Raw genomic sequence first — 24,503 nt, forward strand, 5'->3', positions numbered from 1 at the left:
CTCACCGTCGGCGTCCGGCGGCGGGAGAGGTGGTGAACAGCGGCCCCGGCCCCTTGATGTGCCGGATGCGGGGCGCGCTCTCCATGGCCCGTACGCCGGGCAGCGCCGCGACCCGGGTCGTCAGATAGGTGTAGAGCGCTTCGGTGCCCTGGCACAGCACGGACGCGAAGAGGTTGTTCGGCCCGGTGGTGGCGCAGGCGAAGGCGACTTCCGGGTGTGCCGCCAACGCCTCGCCGGCGGCGGCGAGTTCGGCAGGTGCCACGGACAGCCAGAGGGCGACCATCACGCCGTACCCGAACTGCCGCAGGTCGTAGTCGACGTCGTAGTACAGGACACCGTCCGCCCGCAGCTCCGCCAGCCGGCGGCGGACGGTGCTGGGCGACCAGCCGGTGACGGTGGCGAGCTCGCCGAGCGGCGACCGGCCGTCGCGGGCGAGCGCGTCGAAGAGCCGGCGGTCGGCGTCGGTGAGGGTCACCGGGGCGGCGGCGGGCGGGATCGCTGGATTCGGTGGGTCGGGCGGGTTCAGTGAGTTCAGTGGGCTGGGTGGATTCGGTGGGCTGGCTGGGTTCAGTGAGTTCGGTGGGCTGGGGATCAGCTCGGCGATCTGTGCGTCGGTGAGCGCCCCGGACTTGCTGATCAGGCCCTGCGGACCGCCGAAGAACTCATGGAGCTGGCAGTGCGCGGTGACGCCGACGACGCTCGGGGTGCGCGGCAGCTTCTGCAGCAGCAGCGCATCACTGTGGTCGCTGCTCGGGGCACGGCAGACGGCCGCTATCTCGGTGCCGCCGGACATCAGACTCACCCAGGACGTGTCCGTACGGCGGGCCAGCGCCTCGGCCACGGAAACGGCGGCGTCCGGCGCGCACTGGACCCGCACCATCCAGGTGATGTCGCCCAGCGCCTGCGCATCGGCGAGCCCCAGCACCTTGAGCGCGCCGCTGGTGCGGTGCCGGGTGTAGCGGCGGGCGACGGTCTGGTCGGAGACGCCGAGCACCGCCGCGATCCGGCTGAACGGCGCCCGGCCGTCCAGTTGCAGCGCGTGCACGAGTTGGAGGTCGAGGGCGTCGAAGCCGCCGGACTTCCCGTCGGTTTTCACCATCCGAGGCTAGCGCGTGTCGGATTGCGCCGCCGGGAGCGCGGTGGCTGGGAGAACGGGTGGCGCGGACCGCACGGTGGCGTCGGCAATACAGGGCGGCACAGGCCGCAAGAGACAGCAAGACAGCAGCACACAGCAACACGAGTGGAGGAAAGCAGGACATGGGGAACGCACCCGAGAGGGGGACCACGGCCCCCGGACGCGCGGCGGGCGCGGGCGGGGAGCCGGGCAGGAGACCGGCGGAAGGCGCGGCGGGGAGACGGGCAGGGAAGTGGTGGCCGCTGGTCGCCATCACCCTCGGCAACTTCCTGCTGCTGGTCGATGTGACGATCGTGAACACCGCACTGCCCCGGATAGCCGACGGCCTGGGCGCCTCCTTCACCTCGCTCCAGTGGGTGCTGGACATCTACGCGCTGGCGCTGGCCGCGCTGCTGATGGTGGCGGGCTCCGCCGCTGACCTCTTCGGACGGCGGCGGCTGTACCTGGCCGGGCTGGCCTTGTTCGCGCTCGCCTCGCTGGCCTGCGGCCTGGCCCCGGACGCGGGCGTCCTGGTCGCGGCCCGCGCCGTCCAGGGCGTGGGCGCGGCGGCGATGTTCGCCACCAACACCCCGCTGCTGATGGCCGCCTATCAGGGCCGGGACCGTGGTGTGGCGTTCGGCGTCTGGGGCGGCACCAGCGGCGCCGCGGCCGCGATCGGCCCCGTACTGGGCGGGCTGCTCACCCAGTACGTGGACTGGCGGGCGATCTTCCTGGTCAATCTGCCGCTGGTCGCCGTCGCGGTGTGGATCACCCTGTGCCGGGTCGGGGAGTCGTACGGCGAGCTCCCCCGGCCCCGGACGAACGGGGCCCCGGGGAGCCCCCTCGCCCGTATCGACTGGCCGGGTGCCGCGTCCTTCACGGGGTGCGCGGGCGCGCTGACGTACGGGCTGATCCGCGGCGGCGAGGAGGGCTGGACGGAGGTCGGGACACTCGCCTCGTTCGGCGGGGCGGTGCTCGCGCTGCTGGTGTTCCTCGTCGTCGAGCGGCGGGTACGCCGGCCGCTGCTCGACCTGCGGCTGCTGCGCCGGCCGTCGTTCGCCGCGCTGATGGCGGCGGCGTTGCTGCTGCAGGCCGCGGCGTTCCCGTACCTGTCGTTCGTGGGGCTGTGGGTGCAGAACATCGTGGGCCTGAGCCCCGTGCAGGCGGGTCTCTCGGTGACGCCGATGGCGCTGATGTCCCTGCTGGTCGGCTCGCTGGGCGGCCGGCGGCTGCAGCAGATGGCGCCCCAACTCCCGGTCGGAATCGGCATGTTGCTCGTGGGAGCCGGGGCACTGGCGTCCTGGGCGCTGCTGAACGACGACTCCGGCTGGGCGGTGCTGGTCCCCGGGCTCGCGGTGAGCGGACTCGGCATCGGGATGGCGATGCCGGTCCTGGTCTCCGCGGCGCTCGGTGCGGCGCCCCCGCAGCGGGCGGGCATGGCGAGCGGCGCGGTGAACACCTTCCGGCAGCTGGGCTACGCCCTGGGCATCGCGGTCCTCGGCACCGTCTTCACCGGCGCGCTGCGCGACGCCGCACGCCCCGGCGCCTCCCGTACGGCGCTCGGTTCCGCGTACATCTCCGGGCTGACGGACATCATGCTGATCTCCGGAGTGGTGGCCCTGGCGGGCGGGCTGCTGGTCCTTGCGGTGGTACGGCGCGAGGAGGGCGGCAACGGTCCGGCCGGCCCGCCCACGGAGGGCGCCGCGGGGGCTCCGGCGCGGGAGGGGGCACGGGCTACGGCGTAGCCATGGCGGCGCACGGCCCCGCGCGGGTCAGTACGCGGGGCGACGCGCCTGCACGCGGGCGACGGGCCTGCACGCGGGTCGGCGCGCCCGCACGCGGCTCGGCGCGCCCGCACGCGGCTCGGCGCGCCCGCACGCGGCTCGGCGCGCCCGCATGCGGGTCGGCACCCGGAACCGTACGGCCGTCTGTGGTTCCGGGTTGCCGCCCTGGGCCCTGCGCCCTGTGCCGATCTTCGTCGCGCCCCGCACCCAAGTCAATCCTCTGACTTTCTTCCAAATCCCTTAGGAATAGCTTGGGTTGAGGGCTACCGTACCCGGGTGACTCTCGATGACCTGCGTGTCTTCGTGGCCGTGTGCGAGGCGGGCAACCTCAGTGCCGTGGCCCGCGACCTCGGCTGCACCCAGTCGGCCGTGAGCCAGCGCATCAAGCGCCTCGAACGGGAAGCTGGCAGCGGGCTGCTGGAACGCCGGCCGCGCGGGGTGGCACCGACCCAGGCGGGCCGGATCCTGCACCGCGCGGCGGCGGACGGCATCGGCGGACTGGATCTGGCGCTGCACCGGCTGGCCGATCTGCGCGCGGGCGACGGCGGCACGGTCCGGGTGACCACCGGCGCCACGACCGTCCGGCACTTCATGTCCGGGGCGGTCGTCGCCTTCCGCGACCACCACCCGCACGTCAACCTGGAGTTCCGGACCGAGAGTTCCAGCCGCCGCTGCTTCGAGGCCGTCGCGGACGGAAGCTCCGAGCTGGCCTGGATCACCATCGGTCCGCCGATACCGGGCATCGAGCAGCATCCGGTGGTCCGACTGCCCTGGGTGCTCGCCGTACGGGCCGATGACCCGCTCGCCGGCCGGGAGCGGATCGAGCCCGAGGAGCTGGCGGGCATCCGGCACATCCGGCTGCCGGAGAACTCCACGTCCCGTATGCGCCTGGACGACCACCTCAGCCACCGGGAGGCAGGCCCCGTGCCGCCCCCGAGCACCACCAGCGTCGCCGACTGGGACACCGCCCTGCTGCTGGCCGAACTCGGCGTCGGCCATGCGGTCGTCCCCCGACTGCCGGGCCTGCACGCCTCCGCGCACCCGGCTCTGCGGCTGATCCCGATCGCCGCGCTGCCCCCGCTGGCCACCGGCTGGGCGGTACGCCGGTGGGTGGCGCTGAGCCCGGCGGCGGTGGCGTTCGCGGAGACGGTCACCGCGTGCCTGGGCGGGGATACGGAGAAGGCGAGCGGGGACGCGGAGAGAGCGACCGCGGGCCTGGACGGGGATGCGGAGAAGGGCAGGACGGTCACCGCGGACCCGGGTGGCGGCGGGGCGGGGAGTGTCAGGCCCTGACCACCGGCTCCTGGAGCTCGGTGACCCATTTCTCCCGATCGGGCGGGCACTCCAGGTAGAGCTCGCGGGCGTACCCGGCGGAGCGGTAGCCGTTGGCGTCGATCCAGTGCGCGAGGTTCTGGGCGGTCGGCATGATCCGGCTCATCGGGCCGTGGTGCACCACCGTGGCGGCGCAGTCGAGGCCGGGGAGGGTCACGATGTCGAAGCCGGAGCCGGAGCCGGGGCCGGGGCCGGAGGGGCCGTCGCTGGTGATGCCTGCCTTGGCCAGGGCCTCTTGGGTGATCACGAGCCCCGCGTGGACGACGATGGCGTCGCCGCCGGCGGCTGCCTTTCCGGCAGGTCCGGCGGGTCCGCCGGGCCCCGTTCCCGTCCGGGGGTGTCCCGCCCGTTCCGGTGCCGTTGGGGCGTCCGATGCCGCCGGGGCGTCCGATGCCGCCGGGGCGTCCGATGCCGCCGGGGCGTCCGATGCCGCCGGGGCGTCCGATGCCGCCGGGGCGTCCGGCGCCGCCGGGGCGTCCTCGTAGTACGCCAGCCCCGGACCCGTCGGGGTCACCCCTGCCTCCTCCAGCCGTCGGCACAGCTCGTCGTAGAGCGGCTGGATGACCGGCCCGATGTCCTCGGGCCCGTAACCGGCGGCGATCCCGCTCAGCTCCGCGAGCAGCAGCGTGTCGGTGGGCTTGACCACCACATCGTCGGCAGACATGCGTCCCTCACTCTCGATCGTCCGGAGCCTCGCCTCGACCTGCGCCAGCCGCGCACGCGCCGCCGTCAGCGACGTCTCCAGCTCCGCCCGCCGCAGGCGCAGCATGCCGCGCAGCTCGGGCACGCTCACCTCCTCGGCCAGAATCGCCCTCACCTGCTGAAGGCTGAACCCGAGGTCCTTGAGCGCGATGATGCGGTTGAGCCGGGCGAGCTGAGCCGCCTCGTAGAAGCGGTAGCCGCTGACGGGGTCGGTACGGGCCGGGCGCAGCAGCCCGATCGCGTCGTAATGGCGCAGCATGCGGGCCGACACCCGGCCGTACCGGGCGAAATCTCCGATGGTGAACATGGTGCCTTCCAGTGGAGTGCTTTCCACCGTGTCAAGGTCAAGCGCGGCAGGCCAGGGGGTGGGTGGGCGGAACGGCGGACGCGGGCAGGCACCGGCGGCCGGGGGGGACCGGACCGGTGTCACCACCTCTGCACAATCGGTCACCAGGCACCAGCATCGCGTCAAGTAGCGTCCACAACCCGTCAATGACGCGTCAGTGGCCGGCGGAGTGCCCGGTTCCCCGGGAATAGCGTCAGGGCCGAGCCCCGGCGTTCGCGTTTCCCACCGGTCCGGGGCCGAGGTCCCCTCGAGGAGCGACGCCGTGTCCCACCTTCTCTACGCGGAAGATCCCGAGCCTGCCGAACGTGTCCCGGCCGGGCTTCTCTTCGTCCCCGTCCGGTCGGGCCCCGCGGGCTGCACCGCCCGCCTGTTCCGTACTCCGCTCGGCGGCCGTACCGCCGTCGGCTTCACCTCGCCCCAGCGACTCGCCGCGGCCCTCGGCAACGATCAGCCCTGGGTCAGGCTCTCCGAGCCCGCGCTGCGTGCGCTGGCCGAACCCGTCGGAGCGACCGCCTTGACCGTCGATCCGCGGTTCGCCCCCGGCATTCCCCATGGTCACCCCGGCATTCCCCGTGGTCAGCACCTACGGGCCGTCTGAGGGAGAGCCACCGCCATGAGCCACCGCACACTGCCCCAGCCCCCGCGCCGCACCACGCGCCGGACCGGCGCTCCGCCGCCGGCCACCGCCACCGCCACCGCCGCCGTGACGAGCGCGCCGCCGGCCGCCGACCAACTGCTGTCCGCCACCGCACCACTGTCCGCCGAAGGGCCGTTGCCTGACGCCGGGGAACTGCCGTCTGCCGAGGGGCCGCTGTCCGCCGAAGGACCGTTGCCCGCCACCGAGGAACCGCCGCCCGCCGAAGGGCCGCCGCCCGCCGCCGAACCGCTGTCCGTCTGGCCCGGGTCCACCGCGCCGCTCGCCCACGACGACCTCGCCGTGGGCGGCGTCCCCCTCACCGAGGTCGCCGACCGCTTCGGCACCCCCGCCTACGTCCTGGACGAAGCCGAGGTACGCCACCGCTGCCGGGCCTACCTCCGGGCCTTCCCTGGCGCCGATGTCTTCTACGCCGCCAAGGCGTTCCTGTGCCGCGCCATGGTCCACTGGGTGCGGGAGGAAGGGCTCGGCCTGGACGTCTGCTCCGCCGGTGAGCTGGAGTTGGCCGTCACCAGCGGGTTTCCGCCCGCGCGGATCGTGCTGCACGGCAACGCCAAGAGCCCTGCCGACCTGCGGGCGGCACTGCGGCTCGGCGTCGGCCGGATCGTCATCGACAGCACCTCGGAGATCGCCCGGCTGGCCGCCACGGTCCCCGCGGGCAGCCGGCAGAAGGTGCTGATCCGGGTGGTGCCGGGCATCGCCGCCGGCGGCCACGCCAAGATCCGTACCGGGACCGACGACCAGAAGTTCGGGCTGTCGCTCGCCGACGGCTCCGCGCAGCACGCCATCACCCGGGTCCTCAGCCAGCCACGGCTCGAACTGGTCGGCCTGCACTGCCACTTGGGCTCGCAGATCACCACCGTCAAGCCCTATCTCTCGGCCGTACGCCGGCTGATCGGCCTGCTGGCCCGGATTCACGAGCAGCACGGCATCACCCTGCCCGAGCTGGACCTCGGGGGCGGCCACGGCGTCGCCTACCGCCCCGGCGAGCCCACGCTCGACCTCGTCCCCCTCGGCGACCGGCTCCGCGCCGAACTGACCAGCGGCTGCGCGGCGGCCGGGCTGCCGGTGCCACGGCTCGCCATCGAACCCGGCCGCGCCATCGTGGGCCCGGCCGGCGTCGTCCTCTACCGGGTGCTGTCCGTCAAACGCACCGGCGCGCACACCTTCGTGGCGGTGGACGGCGGGATGAGCGACAACCCGCGGCCCGCGCTGTACGGGGTGCGCTATGCGCCACGGCTGATCGGCCGCCGCACGACCGCCGCACCGGAACCGGTCACCGTGGTCGGACGGCACTGCGAGGCCGGCGATGTGCTCGCCGCCGATGTCCGGCTGCCCGGCGACATCCGTCCCGGCGATCTGCTGGCTGTGCCCGTCGCCGGTGCGTACCACCTCTCGATGGCCTCCGGGTACAACCTCGTCGGCCGGCCACCGGTCATCGCCGTCGCCGAGGGGCACGCCCGCCTTCTTGTACGGCGCGAATCCCTCGCGGACATCCAGGAGCGGGACATCGGGCTGTGACGCCGACAGGGCCCGCCGCGCCGCGTCCCCGCCTCCCGCGGGCGCGCCGGCGGGCCTTCCTGGCTGTCGCGCTCTTCGCTTCCTTCTTCCCCCTCGCCTCCCTCTTCCCCCTCTTCCCCCTCATGCTTCCCTTGCTTGGCTTGCTCCCCTTGCCTTCCTCGCCCTGCCGCACGCCCTCACCTCCATGTAGGGTGAACGCATCAGTTGTAGGATGACCGGGCAAGAGCGCGCGACAGATCAGAACCGGGCCAGAACAGACTCGGATCTGTCCATCCCCGGACCAAACCCGGACCAGATCGGATCGGATCAGGCATGGCACTGCAGGCAGCGGGGCGGCAATCCCTCGTGGACACCGTCGTCGACGCCCTGCGGTCCCAGCTGACGGCCGGGGAGTGGCAGGTGGGGGCGCGGATCCCCACCGAGCATGCGCTCGCCGAACAGCTCCAGGTCGGCCGTAACACCGTCCGCGAGGCGGTACGGGTACTCGTACACGCCGGGATGCTGCGCTCACGGCAGGGCGAAGGCACCTTCGTCGTCTCCACCGCTGACCCGGGCGACGTCATGCGCAGCGTCCAGCGCGCCGGAATCCGCGACGTACTGGAACTGCGGATCGCCCTGGAGGCGGAAGCGGCCCGGCTGGCCGCGCTCCGCCATCTGCCCGCCGATCTGGAGCGGATGCGAGCGGCCCTGGACGCTCAGGCCGAACTGGCGGACGCGGAGGGACACCCCGATATCGACAACCTGGAGCTCTACGCCGATCACGACATCGCCTTCCACAAGGCCGTCGTCGAGGCCGCGCACAACACCGCGCTGACCGCTACCTACGGCTGGTTCAGCAGCTCGGTACGGGATTCGCTGGTCAGCTATCTCGGCGACCGGGCGATGCCGAAGATCGTGCACGGCGATCATGTCGCGGTCCTGGACGCGATCGCGGCGGGCGATCCGGAGGCCGCTCAGCAGGCCATCCGCGAGGTGCTGGAGAAGCCGAAGCAGGCCCTGGAGAACCTGCTGGCCGGCCGCTGCTGACGCCCTCGCTCACCCCCGGTCTGCCGATCGCCGCCTTCAGTTCTCTTGCCCCTTCTCTCTTCTCTCTCGTCTCTTCTCTCTCGTCTCTTGTCCTTTCTCTCTTGTCCTTTCTCTCTTGTCCCCCTCTCTTCTCTCTCTTCTCTCTTTCGCGAACGCTCACCACTCCCTCCCCCGAACTCACACCACCCTTGGCGAGGTAGGCACGTATGGCAGGACCCAGGTCCGAAGCAACCTTGATCGACGCTGAGGAGGATCTGGTCGCAGCACCGCCGGTCGCCGCGGCCCGCCGGCGTCTCCGGGCCCACCCGGCCCTGCTCATGGCCGGCATCGTTCTTGCCGCGGTCAATATGCGGGCGGCGCTGGCCGGGGTCTCGCCGTTGCTCGGCGAGATCGGCGCGCACTTCCGGCTGACCGCTACGGCCAGCAGCCTGGTGACGACCATCCCGCTGATCTTCATGGGCCTCGGTTCGATCGTGGCACCGAAGCTGGCACGCCGCTGGGGCACGGAGGCGGCGCTGTGCGGGGCACTGGTGGCCCTGTGCGGCGGCATCGTGCTGCGGATCGCCCCGCCGGTGGTCGCGCTGCTCACCGGAGGTGCCGTGGTCGGTACCTCCATAGCCCTGCTGAATGTGCTGATGCCGGGCCTGATCAAGCGGGACTTCCCGGATCGGGCCGCGGGGATGACGGCGCTGTACTCGACCGCGATGATCCTGGGCGCGACCGTCTCGGCCGCCTCCGCGGTCCCGCTGGAGGGCACGTTCGGCAACTGGCAGGGTGCGCTGGTCTTCTGGTCGCTGCCGGCCGCCGTCGCCGCGGCCGTCTGGGTTCCGCAGACGCTCATGGCCCGGCGCGGCACCCGCCATGGCGCGGCCGCGGCCACCCCTGTGCACGTGGGCGAGGACGGGCCGAAACTGAGCCGTTCCCCGCTGGCCTGGCAGGTCACGTTCTTCATGGGCTCGCAGTCGCTGATTGCTTACGTGTCCATCGCCTGGATGCCGACGATCTTCACCGACCACGGCATGGGCAAGGGCGAAGCGGGCCTGGTCTTCGCCTTCAGCACGCTGCTGCAGATGGTCGGTTCGTTCATCGTGCCGATGCTCGCGGGGCGGATGCGGCGCCAGCGACTGCTGGCAGTGGCCGTGTCCGCGCTGATGGCCTGCGGTATCGGCGGACTGCTGCTGGCACCGGTGGCGGGCGCATGGCTGTGGGCGGCGCTCCTCGGCGTCGGACAGGGCGGTGCGCTGGGCCTGGCGCTGACAATGATGGTGCTGCGGTCGGGCGATGCCCACACCGCCGCCCGCCTCTCCGGTATGGCCCAGACCGGCGGGTACCTTCTGGCGGCCGCCGGGCCCCTCGTGCTGGGGGCCGTCCACCAGGCCACCCACGGCTGGACCGTTCCCCTCGTGCTGCTGATCGGCGTCTGCGCCGGACTCGCCCTGGTGGGCATGGGCGCGGGCCGGGACCAGCGGATCGGAGCCCCGGCGGGCCGGTGAGCAGGGCGGGGCGGGGCCGCCCGTCGGACTGATCCGGCGGCCGGCCCTCGTCCCGTTACCGGCCGGGGTGTGGCCGGTGGATGGCGAGCCGGTGAATGATCTCCGCCGTCGGCGGAGATCCGGGGAGCAGCCGCCACGAGCCCCTTCGGTCTCGCCTACCGTGCCCCCATGAGCGATGTGGAGCGCACCGTTCGCCGGTCAGGACCGCGGATCTCCCGCACCGGCCGGCTGATCCTCGTAGCGGTGCTGTGTGTGCTGGTCGTCCTTGCCGTTCTGCTGGTGCCGCGACTGCTGCGGGGACTGCGGGCCGGGCAGACGCTGACCGTCCCGGAGGGGCAGCGGGCCTCGCAGGTCTACGCGGGCGCCGACAAGGCCCTGCACCGTCCGGCCGGGTCCACCGCGAAAGCCGCCAAGAACGCGCATCTGGACCTGCCGGCCGAGGCGAAGGGCAACCCCGAGGGCTATCTCTTCCCGGCGACCTACCCTCTCGACTCGGACAGCACCCCGGCGTCGCTGCTCGGCTACATGGTCAAAACCGCCAAACAGCGGCTCGCCGCCGATGGCATCGCCTCCTACCGGACGGTCGTCATCGCCAGCGTCGTGCAGGCCGAGGCGGACCGGCCGGCCGATATGGGCAAGGTCGCCCGGGTCATCGACAACCGGCTTGCGCACCACATGCCACTGCAGATGGATTCGACGATCAACTACGCGCTGGACCGCAGCACCTTGCAGACCAGCCACGCCGACACCAGGACCAAGAACCCGTACAACACCTACCGGTACCAGGGCCTGCCGCCGACGCCGATCGACAATCCCGGGGCGGACGCGCTGAAGGCGGCCGGCGCACCGCCCGCGGGCGACTGGCTCTACTTCGTCACCGTCAAACCGGGCGACACCCGCTTCACCGCCGACTACCAGGAGCATCTGCGCAACGTCCGGGAGTTCAACGGCCGGCAGGCACGCGCCGGGAGTGGCGGGGGCGGGGCTTAGGGGGCGCCGTGCGTCCGCAGCCCCCGCCATGCCCGTAGTCGCCTCCGCGCCCGCAGCCCCCTCCGTGTGCGCTGCCCCTCCGCGCCCGCCGCGCCCGGACGTCGTTACTCCTCGTTACTCCTCGCCGGCCAGAGTGAGCGCCTTCAGGCGGCGGGCGGCATACCAGGTGGCCGCAACCGTGAGAGCCATCAACAGGCCGACAGAGAGCGGGAGTTGGACCTCAGAGCTGATCGCCCCCTCCGCGGCTGCCTTCTGACCGACCGCCAGCGCCCACTGCTGGACGCTGAGCGTCTTCGCACCCGGGATGAGGGTGCCGACCAGCGACTCCCACACCAGGGCGTAGACCAGGCCGAACACGACGGCGTGCCGGGTGATCGTGCCGAAGAAGAGGAAGAGGGCGCTGTAGGCGACCGACGCGACGGCCGCCGCCACGGCGTATCCCACGGCCATCTGCTGGCTGTTGCCGTTGAGGAGGAAGCCCGCGAGCAGCACGGGAAGGGCGGAGAAGGCGACCGTGACGCCTATCGCGACCCAGAGCTTGGTGAGGATGATCGTCGGCCGGGACACCGGCTTGGCGAGGAGGTAGACCACCGAGCCGTCGTCGATCTCCGGGCCGATCGCGCCCGTACCGGCGATGACGCCGATCAGCGGCACCATCGTGCCCAGCGCGAAGGTGCCCAGGATGCCTCCGGCGGTGGAGTCATCGGCACCGGTCAGCACCCGGACGGCGATCGAGAGCGCCACCAGCAGGGCGGGCAGCACGAAGAGGACCAGGGCCCGGCGCCGGCCGAGCAGGGCGCGGTAGGTGAGCCGGGCGACGGTCGGGTGGAAGAGCGCGGTCTTGGGCGCGGCGGGGGCCGTGGGAGTGGTCGTGGGAGTGGTCGTGGACATGCGTCAGGGCTCCTTTCAGGGCCTCAGGCCGCTACGAGGTAGGAGAAGACGGATTCCAGCGACTCGTCGGAGGGCGAGACCGTCAGAAGGCGGATGCCGTGGTCGCGGGCGACCCGCGGCAGGAGTTCGGTGAAGCGGCCGAAGTCGACCGCCTGGATGCGCAGCGCGCCTTCGGCGAGGTCCACCTCGATGCCGGCCGTCGAGGGGTCGGCGATCAGCGCACCGGCCAGCGCCCGGTCGTTGTCGGAACGGACCAGATAGCGGTGCGGGCGGTCCGTCATCAGGCGGCGGATCTTGCGGAAGTCACCGGACGCGGCATGCCGTCCGGCCACCACCACCTCGATGTGGGAGGCGAGCTGTTCGACCTCTTCGAGGATGTGCGAGGAGAACAGGACCGTACGACCCTGGTCGCCCATCTGCCGCAGCAGCTCCATCAGCTGCATCCGCTGGCGGGGGTCCATGCCGTTGAACGGCTCGTCGAGCAGCAGCACGGACGGGTCGTGGACCAGCGCGGAAGCCATCTTCACGCGCTGCCGCATGCCCTTGCTGTACGTCGAGATCTTGCGGTCCTGGGCGTACTCCATCTCGACGGTGGCCAGCGCCCTGGCCGCCTCCGCCCGGCCGAGCCCGTGCAACTCCGCGTTGGCGAGGACGAATTCGCGCCCCGTGAGGAAGTCGTACATCGCCTCGCGCTCCGGGACGATGCCGATGTGGCGGTAGATACCGGCGTTGCGCCAGATCGTGGTCCCGTCGAGGGTGACCGAGCCGTTGGAGGGCGCGAGGAAGCCGCCCATCATGTTGATGAGCGTGGACTTGCCCGCGCCGTTGGGACCGAGCAGGCCGGTCACGCCGGGGCCGATGCTCATCGTGATGTCGTTGACGGCGACGACGTTGCCGAACCAGCGCGAGACATGGTCGATGGTGAGAGTGCTCATGGGCGCTGCCCATTCCTTAGGACGACGGTGGTGGTCGGGCCGGAGGTGCCGGCCGCCGGGAGCCGGCGGCCGGGGGCGGTCACAGTCCGGCCTTCCGGTAGCGGCGCATCAGCAGGGCGTAACAGCCGGCGATGACGGCCAGGGTGACGAGGAGATAGACGAATCCGGCGCCGGTCGAGGGCTCCACGCCGTTGGGGAAGGAGCTGGCGCCGCCGAGGAAGGTCGACTGCACACCGTCGATCAGCGTGATGGGGGAGAACAGCCCCAGCCAGCCGACGGCGGCCTCGTTGCCCTGCGCGAAGGAAATGCCCTGGACTGCGGTCACCGCACCGTACGGAATGGTGAGGACGGCGATCACGGCGGCGACGCCGAAGCCACGACGGGGCGTGATCGCGGAGACGACCAGACCGATTCCGGCGAACAGCAGTGAGAGCAGCAGCACGGCGACCAGTCCTTGTGCCAGCCCCTTGGTCTGGTCGGCGAAGTCCAGCTCGGCCAGCAGCGCGCCGACGTAGAGGACCAGCAGCGGGGCGCCGGTGAGGATCAGCAGAGCGCCGGTCATCGCCGCGAACTTCGATGCCACGTAGTCGCTGCGCTCGATGGGGCGGGAGAAGTACAGCGGTATGGACTTGAAGCGCAGGTCACGCGAGACCGACTGCGGGGCCTGGGAGGCGAGGTAGAGGCCGATGACGGCCTGGAGGTAGACGGCGTAGCGGGAGTAGCTGACCGGGAGGCTGCCGGACTTGGTGACCACCGCCACCGCAACCATGATCGCGGCGGGCAGGCACATCACCGCGAAGAGCAGCATCGGCAGGACCTTGCTCTTCGCCGAGCGGCCCAGACCGTAGGCGCCGCGCAGGCTCTGCGAGAAGAGCGACCGCCGGGCGTAGGCGCGGCCCAGACGGGGGCCGTCGTAGTGCCGGTAGCCGATGTTGTGGATATAGGCGCCGCCCGGCGCGGCGGATGCGGACGTCGCGGGCGCGGAAGTCGCGGATGCGGACGTCGTGGGCTCAGGCGACATCGTGGGCGCCTCCGTCCTGGGTGGCATACGGGGCGCTCGGGGCGCCCGCGGTGGCAGGGGTGTCGTGCGCCGCGTCCGTGTCGCGGAAGACCTCGGCGATCCGGTGCCGGCGCTGTTCCATCCGGACCAGGCCGAGCCCGAGTCCGGCGACGGTGTCCCGCACCAGGTCGTAGGTGCCCTCTCCGGCCGCCTCGACGTACAGGAGGTGCCCGGCGGAGGCGAGGCTTTCGGAGCCTGCGGCGCCGGTGGTGACGGTGGCTCCGGCGGCGGCCAGCGCCGCACGCAGCGCCGCGGTGCCGTCCGGATGGGCGTCGGTGTCCGTGACCTCGACCGCCAGCGACGCCGTGACCTGCGTGAACTCATCCGTCGAGGAGGAGCGCAGCAGGGCGCCGCCGTCGATGACGACGACATGATCACAGGTCCGCTCCAGCTCACCGAGGAGGTGGGAGGTCACCAGGACGGAGATCCCGAAGTCGCTGTGAACGCGCCGGATCAGGCCGAGCATCTCGTCCCGCCCGGCCGGGTCGAGGCCGTTGGTGGGCTCGTCGAGGAACACCAGCTCCGGGTCGTGGACCAGCGCCTGTGCCAGCTTCACCCGCTGCTTCATACCCGTGGAGTAGCCGCCGATGGGGCGGTAGCGCTCCTCGTAGAGGCCGACGTGGCGCAGGGTGTCCGCGGTGCGCTCACGGGCGGCGGCCGGCGGCAGTCCGGACATCCGGGCCATGTGCACGACGAATTCGGTGGCCGAGACGTCCGGAGGCAGGCAGTCGTGCTCGGGCATATAGCCGACCCGCTCACGGATGGTGCCGCCATCCTTGGTCACGTCCAGGCCGAGGACATGCGCGGTCCCTTCGGTGGCCGGGGCCAGTCCTAGAAGGATCTTGATCAGGGTGGACTTGCCGGCACCGTTGGCGCCCACCAGGCCCGTTACGCCGGGGGCGATGTCAAGGGAGAGCCGGTCCAACGCGGTCACCCGCGGGTACCGCTTGCTCAGGCTTTCGGTCACGATCACAGTCACGTCATCGACGGTAGTGGCACCGGCCACACCGGTCGTCAGACCAGACGGTGGGATCTGCCTCCCCCTGCGGTATTACGTGCCCGTAGGGGTCTCCTGCTTCGAGTGGCCATGGCGTCGGGGGTGCGGTGCTTGCCCGAAGGCCCCCTTGACGCAGCCGCCGGCCATTGTCACATTCATCAGTGTCAGGTTACGGGCGCGTACCGCGATGCACCGCTCACGGACGGACGTTGACGATGGCCTCGGTCACCCCAGTCACCTCGGGGAGCTCAGGGGGCTCGAGGGGAGCTCGGGGAGCTCGTCAGGAGCCGGAGAACTCACCGGCGGGCTCAGGGGATTCAGAGAGGTCCAGCGGCTCGCCTGCCCACCCTGATCGGGTTCGGCGTCCAGTCCCTCAAGGGCCTCGCCTGCGATGCGCGGCACGGCCACCGTGACGGCTGGTCCCCGCTGTGGAGACCCTGCACCTTCTCCGACCACCCGCCGCAGCCGGGCCTGTGGGCGGTCGAACCCCACCTCGGGTTCCGGGGAACGGACGCGAAGTTCGAGGAGATCCCGGTCGTGACGGACTCCAAGGACGCGCAGGAGAAGGCCTTTCGGCTGGACGACGATCTGCCGCAGGTGCGGCACCGGCAGGAGGAGAAGGCAGCGTGAACACGGGACGAGGTCGGCGAAAGGGACAGCTACCGGGGCTAGGGCCGCATCCCGGGGCCGGAAACGGTGCCGGGCTCGACGGCTCGGGGCTCGACGGTGCGCGGGAGCGCTGGGTACGGACCGGTGGCATCGAGCTGTGCGTCGCCGAGCTGGGGGATCCGGCACAGCCCACGGTGATGCTGGTGCACGGCTATCCGGACAGCAAAGAGGTGTGGTCCGAGGTCGCCCGCGGCCTGGCCGACCGGTTCCATGTGGTGCTGTACGACGTGCGGGGCTGCGGCCGGTCCACCGCGCCGCAGCCGCTGCGCGGCGGCTTCACCCTGGAGAAGCTGACGGACGACTTCCTGGCCGTCGCCGACGCCGTCAGCCCCGACCGCCCGGTTCACCTCGTCGGCCACGACTGGGGCTCGGTCCAGGCCTGGGAGTTCGCCACGGTGCGCCGTACGGAGGGCCGGATCGCCTCCTTCACCTCCATGTCGGGCCCGTCCCTGGACCACTTCGGCCACTGGATCAAGAAGCGCAGGGCGCACCCCACGCCCCGGCGCGCTGCCCAGCTCCTCCACCAGAGCGCCAAGTCCTGGTACGTCTATCTGCTGCACACGCCGGTACTGCCCGAGCTGGCGTGGAAGGGTCCGCTCGGTAAGCGCTGGCCACGGATCCTGCAGCGCCTGGAGAAGGTACCGGGCGGTGACTACCCGACCGCTTCACTGCCGGCCGATGCCGCCCACGGCGCCTGGCTCTACCGTGACAACGTTCTTCCCCGGCTCCGCCGCCCGCGCGACGACGCCTTTGCGCACTGCCCGGTCCAGCTGATCACCCCGACCGGCGATGCTTTCCTCTCCCAGCGGCTGTACGACGACCTGGAGCAGTGGGCGCCCCAGCTGGTGCGCCGCACCCTCCCGGCCAAGCACTGGGTCCCGCGTACCCGCCCCGACCAGCTCGTCTCCTGGATCAGTGCGTTCGTCACCGCCGAGGAAGAGGGGAATGAGGCACAGCAGGTCGTGGCGTCCGGGCCGCATGCCGACCGGTTCGGCGGTCAACTGGTGCTGGTGACCGGCGCGGCCGGCGGCATCGGCCGGGCGACGGCGTTCGCCTTCGCCCAGGCCGGCGCGCGGATCGTCGCCGTCGACCGGGATGCCGAGGGTGCGGCGCGGACCGCCGAGCTCTCCCGGCTGATCGGTGCGCCGGCGGCCTGGGCGGAGGTCGTCGACGTCTCGGACGAGGCGGCGATGGAGAAGCTCGCCGACAAGGTCGGCGCCGAGTACGGCACCGTCGACGTCCTGGTGAACAACGCCGGCATCGGCTTGTCCGGACCCTTCCTGCAGACCGGCACCGAGGACTGGAAGAAGGTGCTGGACGTCAACCTGTGGGGCGTCATTCACGGCTGCCGGAGCTTCGGCAAGCGGATGGCACACCGCGGTCAGGGCGGCCATATCGTCAATATCGCCTCGGCTGCCGCCTTCCAGCCGTCGAGGGTGCTGCCCGCCTACAGCACGTCCAAGGCGGCCGTGCTGATGCTCAGCGAGTGCCTGCGTGCCGAACTGGCCGGTCAGGGCATCGGCGTCTCGGCCATCTGTCCCGGGCTGGTCAATACCGGCATCACCGCGACGGCCCGCTTCACCGGTGTCTCGGCCGACGAGGAGAAGCGCCGCCAGGCCAGGGCCTCGCGGATGTACCGGCTGCGGAACTACCCTCCGGAGAAGGTCGCCGACGCCATTCTGCGTGCGGTGGTCCGCAACCAGGCGGTGGTGCCGGTCACCCCCGAAGCGCGCGGCGCCCACCTGATGTCCCGCTTCACCCCGCGCGCGCTGCGCGCCCTTGCCCGCTTCGAGCCGCGACTGTAGCGCCGGACGCCCAACGCCCGGCCGGCATTGACGGCCGGGGCCCGGCCCCGCTCCCGACAGGTATCGGCTGCCGGGGCGCGGCCGCAGGCCCGGCAGGTATCCGCGGCCGGAGCCGGGCCGGGGTCTTGCCCCGGAGGGGATCCCGGACCGGAAGGGATCCCGGACCGGAAGGGTTCCCGGACCGGTGGGAATCCCGGGCCGGTGGGAATCCCGGGCCGTATCCGCCGCTGTACGGCGTGCCCCTGGGGCCGCAGACACTTCCGGCGCCCCGGGCCCGGGCCCAGTCCCACGGGCCACTGCGGGTACAGGCCCGGCCCCCTCATAGCCCCCTTCGATACCTCAACGGACCGGATCAGGCAGCCAGTTGCCGTGGAATCCGTACGGCACTCGCTGCGGCAGATGGACCGTGGCGACCGGGTCGGCGGATATGTCCTCCGCGTCGAGTACGACGAGATCGCTGGTGTCCGTGGAGGCGTCGTAGACATAAGTGATCAGCCAGCCCGGGCCTCCCGGACGGTCGTCCGCGGGGGCAAAGACGGCCTCGGCCGGAGTGCGCCGCGGGCCGAAGTCATGCCGGACGACCGCACCGGTCTGCAGGTCGTAGCGGAGCAGGGCGCCGGGTATGGGGCCGCTGCCCGGCAACTCGCCGGTGGTGGCATGGCCGAAGCGGGCCGGCAGCCCGGCGAGCCGGTCATCCACCCTGGGGAACTCACAGAACCGGTCGTCGAGCTGCTCCTCGGCCACTGTGCCCGTGGTGAGGTCGATGGTCCAGCGCCAGAGGTGGGCCGGGGTCCTACCGCCGAATTCGGCGTAGCGGGACACGTACAGCACGATCCGCTGGTCGCCCTCGTCGTGGGCGTTCAGGGCGTGGAAGACATAGCAGGGGTCGATGGGCAGCCAGCGGACCTCGCCGTAGGGGTCGTCACGCCGCAGCACCCCGAGCCGGGCGCCGTACTCCGGGTCCCAGGAATACGGCATGCCGGGGCGGCTGCGGTCGAAGACGACGGGGAGGTCCATGAAGATGACATGGCCGGCGGTCAGATGGAAGTCGTGCATCATCGTGTGCCCCGGAACATCGATGGGGCGGCTGATCACCAACTCCCCGGACGCGTCGGCACGGTGGTAGGTGAGGTAGGGCGGGGTGGGGCCGCCGTATCCGAAGAAATGCAGTTCGCCGGTGGTGGGGCACGTTTTGGGATGGGCGGTCATGGCGGTGGTGAGCCGTCCCCCGAAGTCGTGGGCGCCGAGAGTCTCCAGTTCATGGCCGGGACGGCAGTCGATCTCGTAGGGCAGGGACGACTCGACCAGTGCGAGGGTGCGTCCGGCATGCCGGACGATGTGGGTGTTGGCCACGCCCGCCGCCAGGTTGCGGCGGCCCTGTGCGTCCACCGTGGGCTCGCCTTCGAAGGTGGCGGTGCGGACCCAGCGGTTGCGGTAGGAGACGGCCCGGCCACCCTCCAGGCGCAGGCCGTGGACCATGCCGTCGCCGAAGAACCAGTGCGCCGAGGCGGCGTCCCTCGGGTTGGGGCCGTTCCGCAGGAACCAGCCGGTGAGCTCGGGCGGGATCGTGCCCGTGACCGGGAGGTCGTAGGCGGTCACCTCGTCCTTCACCGGGGCGAAGTTGCCGGCCATGTGGGGTGCGGGAGCGGTCGATGCGGCTGCGGTGGTCGGGGGTGTGGTGGTCATACGGCCAGGTCTCCTTGGGTGTCGGCCCGCACGCCGGAGTTCTCCATGAAGCGGGCGCGGGCACGCTCCGGGTAGGCGGCGGTGAAGCGGATGGGAAGGACGAATCCGGCGACCTGGAGGGCGATCGAGACGATGACGTTCCAGTCCTGGAGTGAAGCGACGGTCTGGGCGATCGCGGTGAGCGTGAAGGACAGCGCCCACGCGGCCGTGAGCACGACGTTGATGCGGCGGAACAGCGGAGTGTGCCAGACCTCGGGCGGGGCCATCCGTCGCGCGATCCCCATCGTGAAGGGCCTCCGCACGGCGATCGACACCCAGGCGATGAGCGCCAGCCAGCCCTGCGACAAGGCACTGCCGTACATCTTGAGTCCGCTGTCGGGACGGGCGAAGGCCAGCACGCTGAGGCCCGCGAAGAACAAGATCGTGCCGTACTCCAGCAGGCGGTAATCGAGCGAAAGGCCCGCGGCACGGTCGGCGATGAGCAGCGCCACGGCTATCAGCAAGCCGGCGAGCGCTCCCCACTGCCAGCCGGCGGCGGCCACCCCCGCAAAGACCAGCCACGGAATGAAGCTCCGCAGGTAGTTCATGATTCCCCCTCTTCCTGCACGGCGGCGCGCCTCAGCGCCGGACCGAAGTCGCCGCAGTCGCCGCATCTAACACACGTTCCAACTTCGACATGTCGAACGTAGAACCTCCACCTTTGACATGTCAACAGTGGAAGGTAAAGTCCCGGTTATGAGCCTGAGACATGCGGTGCTGGGTCTGCTGGCCAAAGCCCCGGCAAGCGGATACGACCTGATGAAGCTGTTCAACGCCTCGCTGTCGAGCGTCTGGCCGGCCACACAGAGTCAGGTGTACGGCGAGCTCACCAAGCTCACGACCGCCGGACTCGTCGAGATCGCCGCCCACGGCCCCCGCGGCCGCAAGGAGTACGCGATCACCGAGGACGGCCTGGCGCAGCTGCGCCACTGGCTCACCGACGTCGAACCCGGCGGCCCCCCTCGCGATGACGGCCTGCTGCGCGTCTTCTTCCTCGGCATCGTGACGCCCCTCGAGGCACAGACGTTCCTCCTGCATCAGGCCGAGCGTGCCGCTCGTACCCGTGCCACGCTCGAGCACATCGAAGAGACCGCCGAGTGGGACGAGGAAATGATTTCGGTCTACGGGCGGATCGCGCTGGAGTACGGCCTGCGGATGTCGGCGACCCAGGAGGAATGGGCCCGTTGGGCAGCCGATGAGGTGACCAGCGCAAAGGCGAAAAGGGCCAGCGAACTCGCGAGGAAACGACACGAGGGAGGCCGGCAGAACGAAGGCCCGGAGAAGGAAGGTCGGCAGAAGGAAGCGGAGTAGCGCGAAGGCAGGCGGAGCCCTTCCTGCGTTTCCCGGGCTGAGCCCTCCCGGACACCCACACCCGGCCCGCCGGGCCGCTCCCTCAGAGGCCCGGCGCCCCCCATACGGGGAACCACCGCGCCAGATCCTGCTCGATGGTCAGGTCGTCCCCGAGCATCGCCCGCACCTCCAGTTCGAGCGGGTTGTCGCGCTTCTCGCCGCCGCCCTCCTTGGGGGAGAAGGGGTAGAAGGTGCCGCGCTTGTAGAGGTAGACCAGCGCCAGCGACCGCCGCCGTTCATCACGGAAGCCGACCAGCGAACACAGCAGCTGCGGGCCGAATCCCGCCTCCTCCAGCGAGGTATTGACCGCGTGCAGGTCGTTGACCAGGCCTGCTACGTCCTCGGGCGGATGCCGCGCGAGCAGCCAGGTATAGCCGTACGCGTCCTGCGTGAACTCCACCGAACCGTCCAGCAGCGACCGGGCCTCCTCCTGGATGCGCGCGAACGTCCCGCCCTCGACACTGGCGAAACACACCGACCCCAGGCCGGTGGGCTCGAATCCGGCCGCGGCCTGAAGGGTGACCGCGGCGGACGGCAGCGCGAAGAGCTGGTCGAGATCAGGGCGTACCGGTTTGCTGCGGCCGAGGATGGCGTCAAGAAATCGCATGCGTGACGTACTCCTTGCTCGATGCTTCCGGCTCCACGGCGCCGGTCGTAGCCTCCGTGCCGGTCGTAGCCTCCGTGCCGGTCGTCGCCTCCGCGCCGGCCATCACATCCCCCCGACCACATCGGCAAAGCCCACCCCGGCCATCACGCCCGCCCCAGCTGCGCCGAGATCCTGGCCAGTTGGTCCAGCCGCTGCTCCAGCGTCGGGTGCGACGACAGCAGCCGGTTGAAGCTCTCCTTGTTGAACGCCGGGGCGAAGTAGAAGGCGTTGAACGGCTGGGCCTTGCGCAGATCCTCGGTCGGGATCCTCGCGATCTGGCCTGTGACCTTGGTCAGCGCGGCGGCCAGCGCCGAGGGGCGGCCGGTCAGCAGCGCGGCGGCCCGGTCGGCGGACAGCTCACGGTAACGGGACAGCAGCCGGGTCAGGAGGAAGCTGATCGCGTAGACGACCACGCTCACGGCGGTCACGATGAGCACCGCGATGGCCGCGTTCTGGTCCCGGTTGTTGCGCCCGATACCGCTCCACAGGGCGGCCCGGGTGATGATCCCGGCCAGCACGCCGAGGAACGAGGCGATGGTCATCACCGCGACATCGCGGTGCGCGACATGCGAGAGCTCGTGGGCCAGCACGCCCTCCAGCTCCTCCGGCTCCAGCCGCCTGAGCAGCCCGGTGGTGGCACACACCAGGGAGTTCTTCTGACCGCGGCCGGTGGCGAAGGCGTTCGGCACATCCGACTCGGCGATCGCCACCCGTGGCTTGGGCATATCGGCCAGCGCACACAGCCGGTCGACGGCGCCGTGCAGCTCGGGCGCCTGCTCCGGTGTGACCTCGCGCGCACCCATGCTGAACGCCGCGATCCGGTCGCTGAACCAGAACTGCGCGATGAACAGGGCGCCCGAGATCAGCAGCACCACCACCCATGCGCCCTTGAGCAGCACCACCAGCACGCCGACGACCACGACGTACAGCAGCCCGATGAAGAACATCGTGGTGACCATGCGTGTGGTCAGCCCGCGGTCCGGGGCGAATCGGGTCTGTGCCATGGCTCCTCCGAAAGCACCGCAGTTCGCGCAATGCGCCGACCGCTCGCATGCCGTCCGCGCACCGCGCGCCGCGGGACGCACACCGCGCCCCGCTGCCCCAATTCTCCCTCTTCGGAGCTATATGCGGGGTAAAGCCCAGGCCAGGGGAGTGCCGGGCGCGTCGGGCCGCGGGGTGCGTCGGGCCGCCGAGGCTCCCGGGGGCCACCGGGAGCCTCGGCGGCGCTGGTGCCTCCGGAGCCCCGCCTACCGGGCGGCCAGCTGTCCCAGCCCCTCCGTCGCGATCCGTTCGAAGACCGCGACGTCGGCCTCGAAGACCGAATCGGCGATCGGCCAGTGGAGGACCAGCTCGTCGACGCCCAGCTCGGCGTGGCGGCCGGCGAAGTCGACAAAGGCGTCCACGGAGTCCAGCGGACGGTCCGGAGTGAAACCGGTCAGCATGATCTTCTGCAGGTCGGCGAGGTCCCGGCCCTGATCGGCGCAGGCTTTGCCCAGCCGCTCGAGCTGTCCGCGGATCGCCGCATACGACTCGTCCGGCGTTCCGCCTCCGTTGGAGACCTTGGGGTCCCCCGTCGTCACCCAGGCCTGGCCGTACTGGGCGGCCAGCTTCAGGCCGCGCGGACCGGTGGCCGCCACCGCGAACGGCAGCCGCGGCCGCTGAACACAGCCAGGGATGTTGCGGACCTCGTGCGCGGAGTAGTGGTCGCCGGCATAGGAGACGACATCCTGGGTCAGCAGCCGGTCCAGCAGCCCGACGAACTCGGCGAAACGGTCGGCCCGTTCCCGCGGCTCCCAGGGGACCTGGCCGAGCGCGGTGGCGTCGAAGCCGTTGCCGCCGGCGCCGATGCCCAGGGTGATCCGGCCGTCGCTGATGTCGTCGAGCGAGATCAGTTCCTTGGCGAGGGTGACCGGGTGCCGGAAGTTCGGCGAGGTGACGAGGGTTCCCAGCCGCAGACGGGAGGTCGCGGCCGCGGCGGCGGTCAGCGTCGGCAGGGCGCCGAACCATGCCTGGTCGCGGAAGGTCCGCCACGAGAGGTGGTCATAGGTGTACGCGGCGTGGAAGCCCAGCTCCTCGGCGCGCTGCCATGCCTCCCGTCCGCCTTCGGACCAACGGCGGACGGGGAGTATCACGGTGCTCAGTCGCATACCCCCGAGCGTACGGCCGCCCGCACGGTGCGAACGATTCACCTGGGTGCCGGGGACCGGCTCCGCCACGCCGCCTCGTTGCCGGGGACCGGCTCCACCACGTCACCCCGGTCCCGGGGACCGGCTCCACCACGTCACCTCGGTGCCGTGGACGGGCTCCGCCGCCGCCCGTCCTTGTGCCATCCGCCCGGCCGCCACGGGCTCATGCGCGCAACCCACCGCACCCCTGTGCACGGCGGTACGGGAAGATGGCCCCGTGACTGATGCCCCCGCCACACCACCACGGGCGCCCGGAACGGCCGTTGCGCCCCGGCTGATCGCCACCGATCTCGACGGCACGCTGCTGCACGACGACAAGACGGTCTCCGACCGGACGATCGCCGCGCTGGCCGCCGCGGAACGGGCCGGCATCGAGGTGTTCTTCGTCACCGGGCGTCCGGCCCGCTGGATGGGCGTGGTCAGCGACCATGTGCACGGTCACGGCCTGGCGATCTGCGCGAACGGCGCGGCCGTCGTCGATCTGCACCGCGGCGGCCGGATCGTCGAGGTCAGCCCCCTGGAGCGCACCGTCGCCCTCAGCGTCGTGGACGCGCTGCGCAGTGCCGCGCCCGGCACCTCGTTCGCGGTCGAGCGCACCGGCGGTATCCACTACGAGCCGCAGTACCCGCCGCTCCTGCTGGACCCGGCCGCGGTCGTCGCGCCGGCCGAGAAGCTGCTGGCCGAGGACTTCGTCTCGACGCTGTGTCCACCCCCGTCGGGGCACGACGAGCCCCAGGGGCCGGGCGCCCGCTCCGGTGACGCCCCTGCCGGAAGTGCCGTCACCGGAAGTGCCTCTTCCGGTGACGCCCCCTCCAATGACACCCGCTCCGGGCACGCCAACCGCCCCGCAGATCCCACGGGCCCCGCCTTCCCCGACCAGCCCGTGATCAAGCTGCTGGCGCACCACCCCGAACTGGACCCCGACGCCTTCCTCACCCTGGCCCGTACGGCCGCCGGCGATCTCGCGTCCTTCACCCGGTCCAGCCCCACCGCCCTCCTGGAGATCAGCGGCGCCGGTGTCAGCAAGGCCGGCACCCTCGCCCGCTGCTGTGCACAGCGCGGCATCTCCCCGCAGGAAGTGGTCGCTTTCGGGGACATGCCGAACGACATAGAGATGCTGACCTGGGCCGGCACCTCGTACGCCATGGCCAACGCCCATCCCGACGTGCTGGCCGCCACGACGGGCCGTACCGCCTCCAACAACGACGACGGCGTCGCGGCCGTCATCGAGCGGATCCTGCGCGACGGCGGGCCGCGGGACGGCCGGTAGCCCCGA

General features: G+C 71.5%; 20 protein-coding genes and 2 pseudogenes. 11 read left to right on the forward strand and 11 right to left on the reverse strand.

From position 1 onward, the window contains the following. Position 1: 1 nt before the first annotated feature. Positions 2-1,099 carry an Lrp/AsnC family transcriptional regulator gene (locus tag D9V36_RS21740; RefSeq protein WP_129295255.1) on the reverse strand — a complete coding sequence of 366 codons (1,098 nt, stop codon included), beginning with the start codon at positions 1,097-1,099 and terminating at the stop codon, positions 2-4. A 158-nt stretch (positions 1,100-1,257) separates the two neighbouring features. On the opposite strand from D9V36_RS21740, the gene D9V36_RS21745 reads away from it, so the two are divergent. Beyond that, a complete protein-coding gene (locus tag D9V36_RS21745; RefSeq protein ID WP_129295256.1) occupies positions 1,258-2,859 on the forward strand; it encodes an MFS transporter in 1,602 nt (533 codons plus the stop codon). A 315-nt stretch (positions 2,860-3,174) separates the two neighbouring features. After that, positions 3,175-4,191, forward strand: coding sequence for a LysR family transcriptional regulator (locus D9V36_RS21750; RefSeq protein WP_241720972.1), 1,017 nt, complete (start codon positions 3,175-3,177; stop codon positions 4,189-4,191). Positions 4,192-4,699: 508 nt separating this feature from the next. Here the strand turns inward: D9V36_RS21750 and D9V36_RS43095 are convergent. Continuing rightward, a pseudogene (locus D9V36_RS43095) lies at positions 4,700-5,239 on the reverse strand (MerR family transcriptional regulator); the annotation flags it as partial. Between the two features lie 301 nt (positions 5,240-5,540). Between D9V36_RS43095 and D9V36_RS21760 the strand changes: the two are divergent. The 5 genes from D9V36_RS21760 to mltG all read left to right on the forward strand — a co-directional run bounded on the left by D9V36_RS21760 (position 5,541) and on the right by mltG (position 10,963). After that, positions 5,541-5,876 (forward strand): SAV_915 family protein, encoded by a 336-nt coding sequence (locus D9V36_RS21760; protein ID WP_129295257.1) that lies wholly within the window; start codon positions 5,541-5,543, stop codon positions 5,874-5,876. Between the two features lie 15 nt (positions 5,877-5,891). Continuing rightward, a complete protein-coding gene (lysA, locus tag D9V36_RS21765; RefSeq protein ID WP_241720973.1) occupies positions 5,892-7,454 on the forward strand; it encodes a diaminopimelate decarboxylase in 1,563 nt (520 codons plus the stop codon). 312 nt (positions 7,455-7,766) lie between these two features. After that, positions 7,767-8,480, forward strand: a complete 714-nt coding sequence (locus tag D9V36_RS21770) for a FadR/GntR family transcriptional regulator (RefSeq protein WP_129295258.1) — start codon at positions 7,767-7,769, stop codon at positions 8,478-8,480. Positions 8,481-8,686: 206 nt separating this feature from the next. Continuing rightward, positions 8,687-9,973 carry a CynX/NimT family MFS transporter gene (locus D9V36_RS21775; RefSeq protein ID WP_129295259.1) on the forward strand — a complete coding sequence of 429 codons (1,287 nt, stop codon included), beginning with the start codon at positions 8,687-8,689 and terminating at the stop codon, positions 9,971-9,973. A 168-nt stretch (positions 9,974-10,141) separates the two neighbouring features. Continuing rightward, positions 10,142-10,963: an endolytic transglycosylase MltG gene (mltG, locus tag D9V36_RS21780; RefSeq protein WP_129295260.1), complete on the forward strand. Its 822-nt coding sequence runs from the start codon at positions 10,142-10,144 to the stop codon at positions 10,961-10,963. Positions 10,964-11,077: 114 nt separating this feature from the next. Here mltG and D9V36_RS21785 read toward each other — a convergent pair whose 3' ends face one another. From D9V36_RS21785 to D9V36_RS21800, 4 genes are all read right to left on the reverse strand, one after another. Further along, entirely contained in the window at positions 11,078-11,854 is a 777-nt protein-coding gene (locus D9V36_RS21785) for an ABC transporter permease subunit (protein WP_129295261.1), read from the reverse strand. 23 nt (positions 11,855-11,877) lie between these two features. Beyond that, on the reverse strand, positions 11,878-12,789 hold the full coding sequence (locus D9V36_RS21790) for an ABC transporter ATP-binding protein (RefSeq protein ID WP_129295262.1): 912 nt from the start codon (positions 12,787-12,789) through the stop codon (positions 11,878-11,880). A 79-nt stretch (positions 12,790-12,868) separates the two neighbouring features. Continuing rightward, positions 12,869-13,810 (reverse strand): ABC transporter permease, encoded by a 942-nt coding sequence (locus D9V36_RS21795; RefSeq protein WP_129295263.1) that lies wholly within the window; start codon positions 13,808-13,810, stop codon positions 12,869-12,871. Next, positions 13,800-14,855, reverse strand: coding sequence for an ABC transporter ATP-binding protein (locus D9V36_RS21800; RefSeq protein ID WP_129295264.1), 1,056 nt, complete (start codon positions 14,853-14,855; stop codon positions 13,800-13,802). Before D9V36_RS21800 ends, D9V36_RS21795 begins: the two co-directional genes overlap by 11 nt. Before the next feature lie 333 nt (positions 14,856-15,188). Here D9V36_RS21800 and D9V36_RS21805 point away from each other — a divergent pair. Both D9V36_RS21805 and D9V36_RS21810 read left to right on the forward strand, forming a co-directional pair. Continuing rightward, positions 15,189-15,476: pseudogene (locus tag D9V36_RS21805) on the forward strand (M24 family metallopeptidase); the annotation flags it as partial. Then, positions 15,473-17,320: an SDR family oxidoreductase gene (locus D9V36_RS21810; RefSeq protein ID WP_129295265.1), complete on the forward strand. Its 1,848-nt coding sequence runs from the start codon at positions 15,473-15,475 to the stop codon at positions 17,318-17,320. The pseudogene D9V36_RS21805 and the gene D9V36_RS21810, both read left to right, overlap by 4 nt. 339 nt (positions 17,321-17,659) lie before the next feature. On the opposite strand, the gene D9V36_RS21815 is transcribed toward D9V36_RS21810, so the two are convergent. Both D9V36_RS21815 and D9V36_RS21820 read right to left on the reverse strand, forming a co-directional pair. Further along, on the reverse strand, positions 17,660-19,006 hold the full coding sequence (locus D9V36_RS21815; protein WP_129295266.1) for a carotenoid oxygenase family protein: 1,347 nt from the start codon (positions 19,004-19,006) through the stop codon (positions 17,660-17,662). Continuing rightward, entirely contained in the window at positions 19,003-19,593 is a 591-nt protein-coding gene (locus tag D9V36_RS21820; protein ID WP_129295267.1) for a hypothetical protein, read from the reverse strand. The genes D9V36_RS21815 and D9V36_RS21820 overlap by 4 nt, the downstream gene beginning before the upstream one ends. Before the next feature lie 148 nt (positions 19,594-19,741). Between D9V36_RS21820 and D9V36_RS21825 the strand changes: the two genes are divergently transcribed. Further along, positions 19,742-20,356: a PadR family transcriptional regulator gene (locus D9V36_RS21825; RefSeq protein WP_129295268.1), complete on the forward strand. Its 615-nt coding sequence runs from the start codon at positions 19,742-19,744 to the stop codon at positions 20,354-20,356. A gap of 82 nt (positions 20,357-20,438) precedes the next feature. Here the strand turns inward: D9V36_RS21825 and pspAB are convergent, their stop codons facing one another. The 3 genes from pspAB to D9V36_RS21840 all read right to left on the reverse strand — a co-directional run bounded on the left by pspAB (position 20,439) and on the right by D9V36_RS21840 (position 23,188). Beyond that, positions 20,439-21,002 carry a PspA-associated protein PspAB gene (pspAB, locus tag D9V36_RS21830; protein WP_129295269.1) on the reverse strand — a complete coding sequence of 188 codons (564 nt, stop codon included), beginning with the start codon at positions 21,000-21,002 and terminating at the stop codon, positions 20,439-20,441. A gap of 143 nt (positions 21,003-21,145) precedes the next feature. Next, positions 21,146-22,045 (reverse strand): zinc metalloprotease HtpX, encoded by a 900-nt coding sequence (gene htpX / locus D9V36_RS21835; RefSeq protein ID WP_129295270.1) that lies wholly within the window; start codon positions 22,043-22,045, stop codon positions 21,146-21,148. Positions 22,046-22,288: 243 nt separating this feature from the next. Next, positions 22,289-23,188, reverse strand: a complete 900-nt coding sequence (locus tag D9V36_RS21840; RefSeq protein WP_129295271.1) for an LLM class flavin-dependent oxidoreductase — start codon at positions 23,186-23,188, stop codon at positions 22,289-22,291. A gap of 256 nt (positions 23,189-23,444) precedes the next feature. Between D9V36_RS21840 and D9V36_RS21845 the strand changes: the two genes are divergently transcribed. Then, on the forward strand, positions 23,445-24,497 hold the full coding sequence (locus tag D9V36_RS21845; RefSeq protein WP_129295272.1) for an HAD hydrolase family protein: 1,053 nt from the start codon (positions 23,445-23,447) through the stop codon (positions 24,495-24,497). Positions 24,498-24,503 lie beyond the last annotated feature (6 nt).

This window comes from Streptomyces lydicus (genome assembly GCF_004125265.1).
GTDB lineage: Bacteria > Actinomycetota > Actinomycetes > Streptomycetales > Streptomycetaceae > Streptomyces > Streptomyces lydicus_C.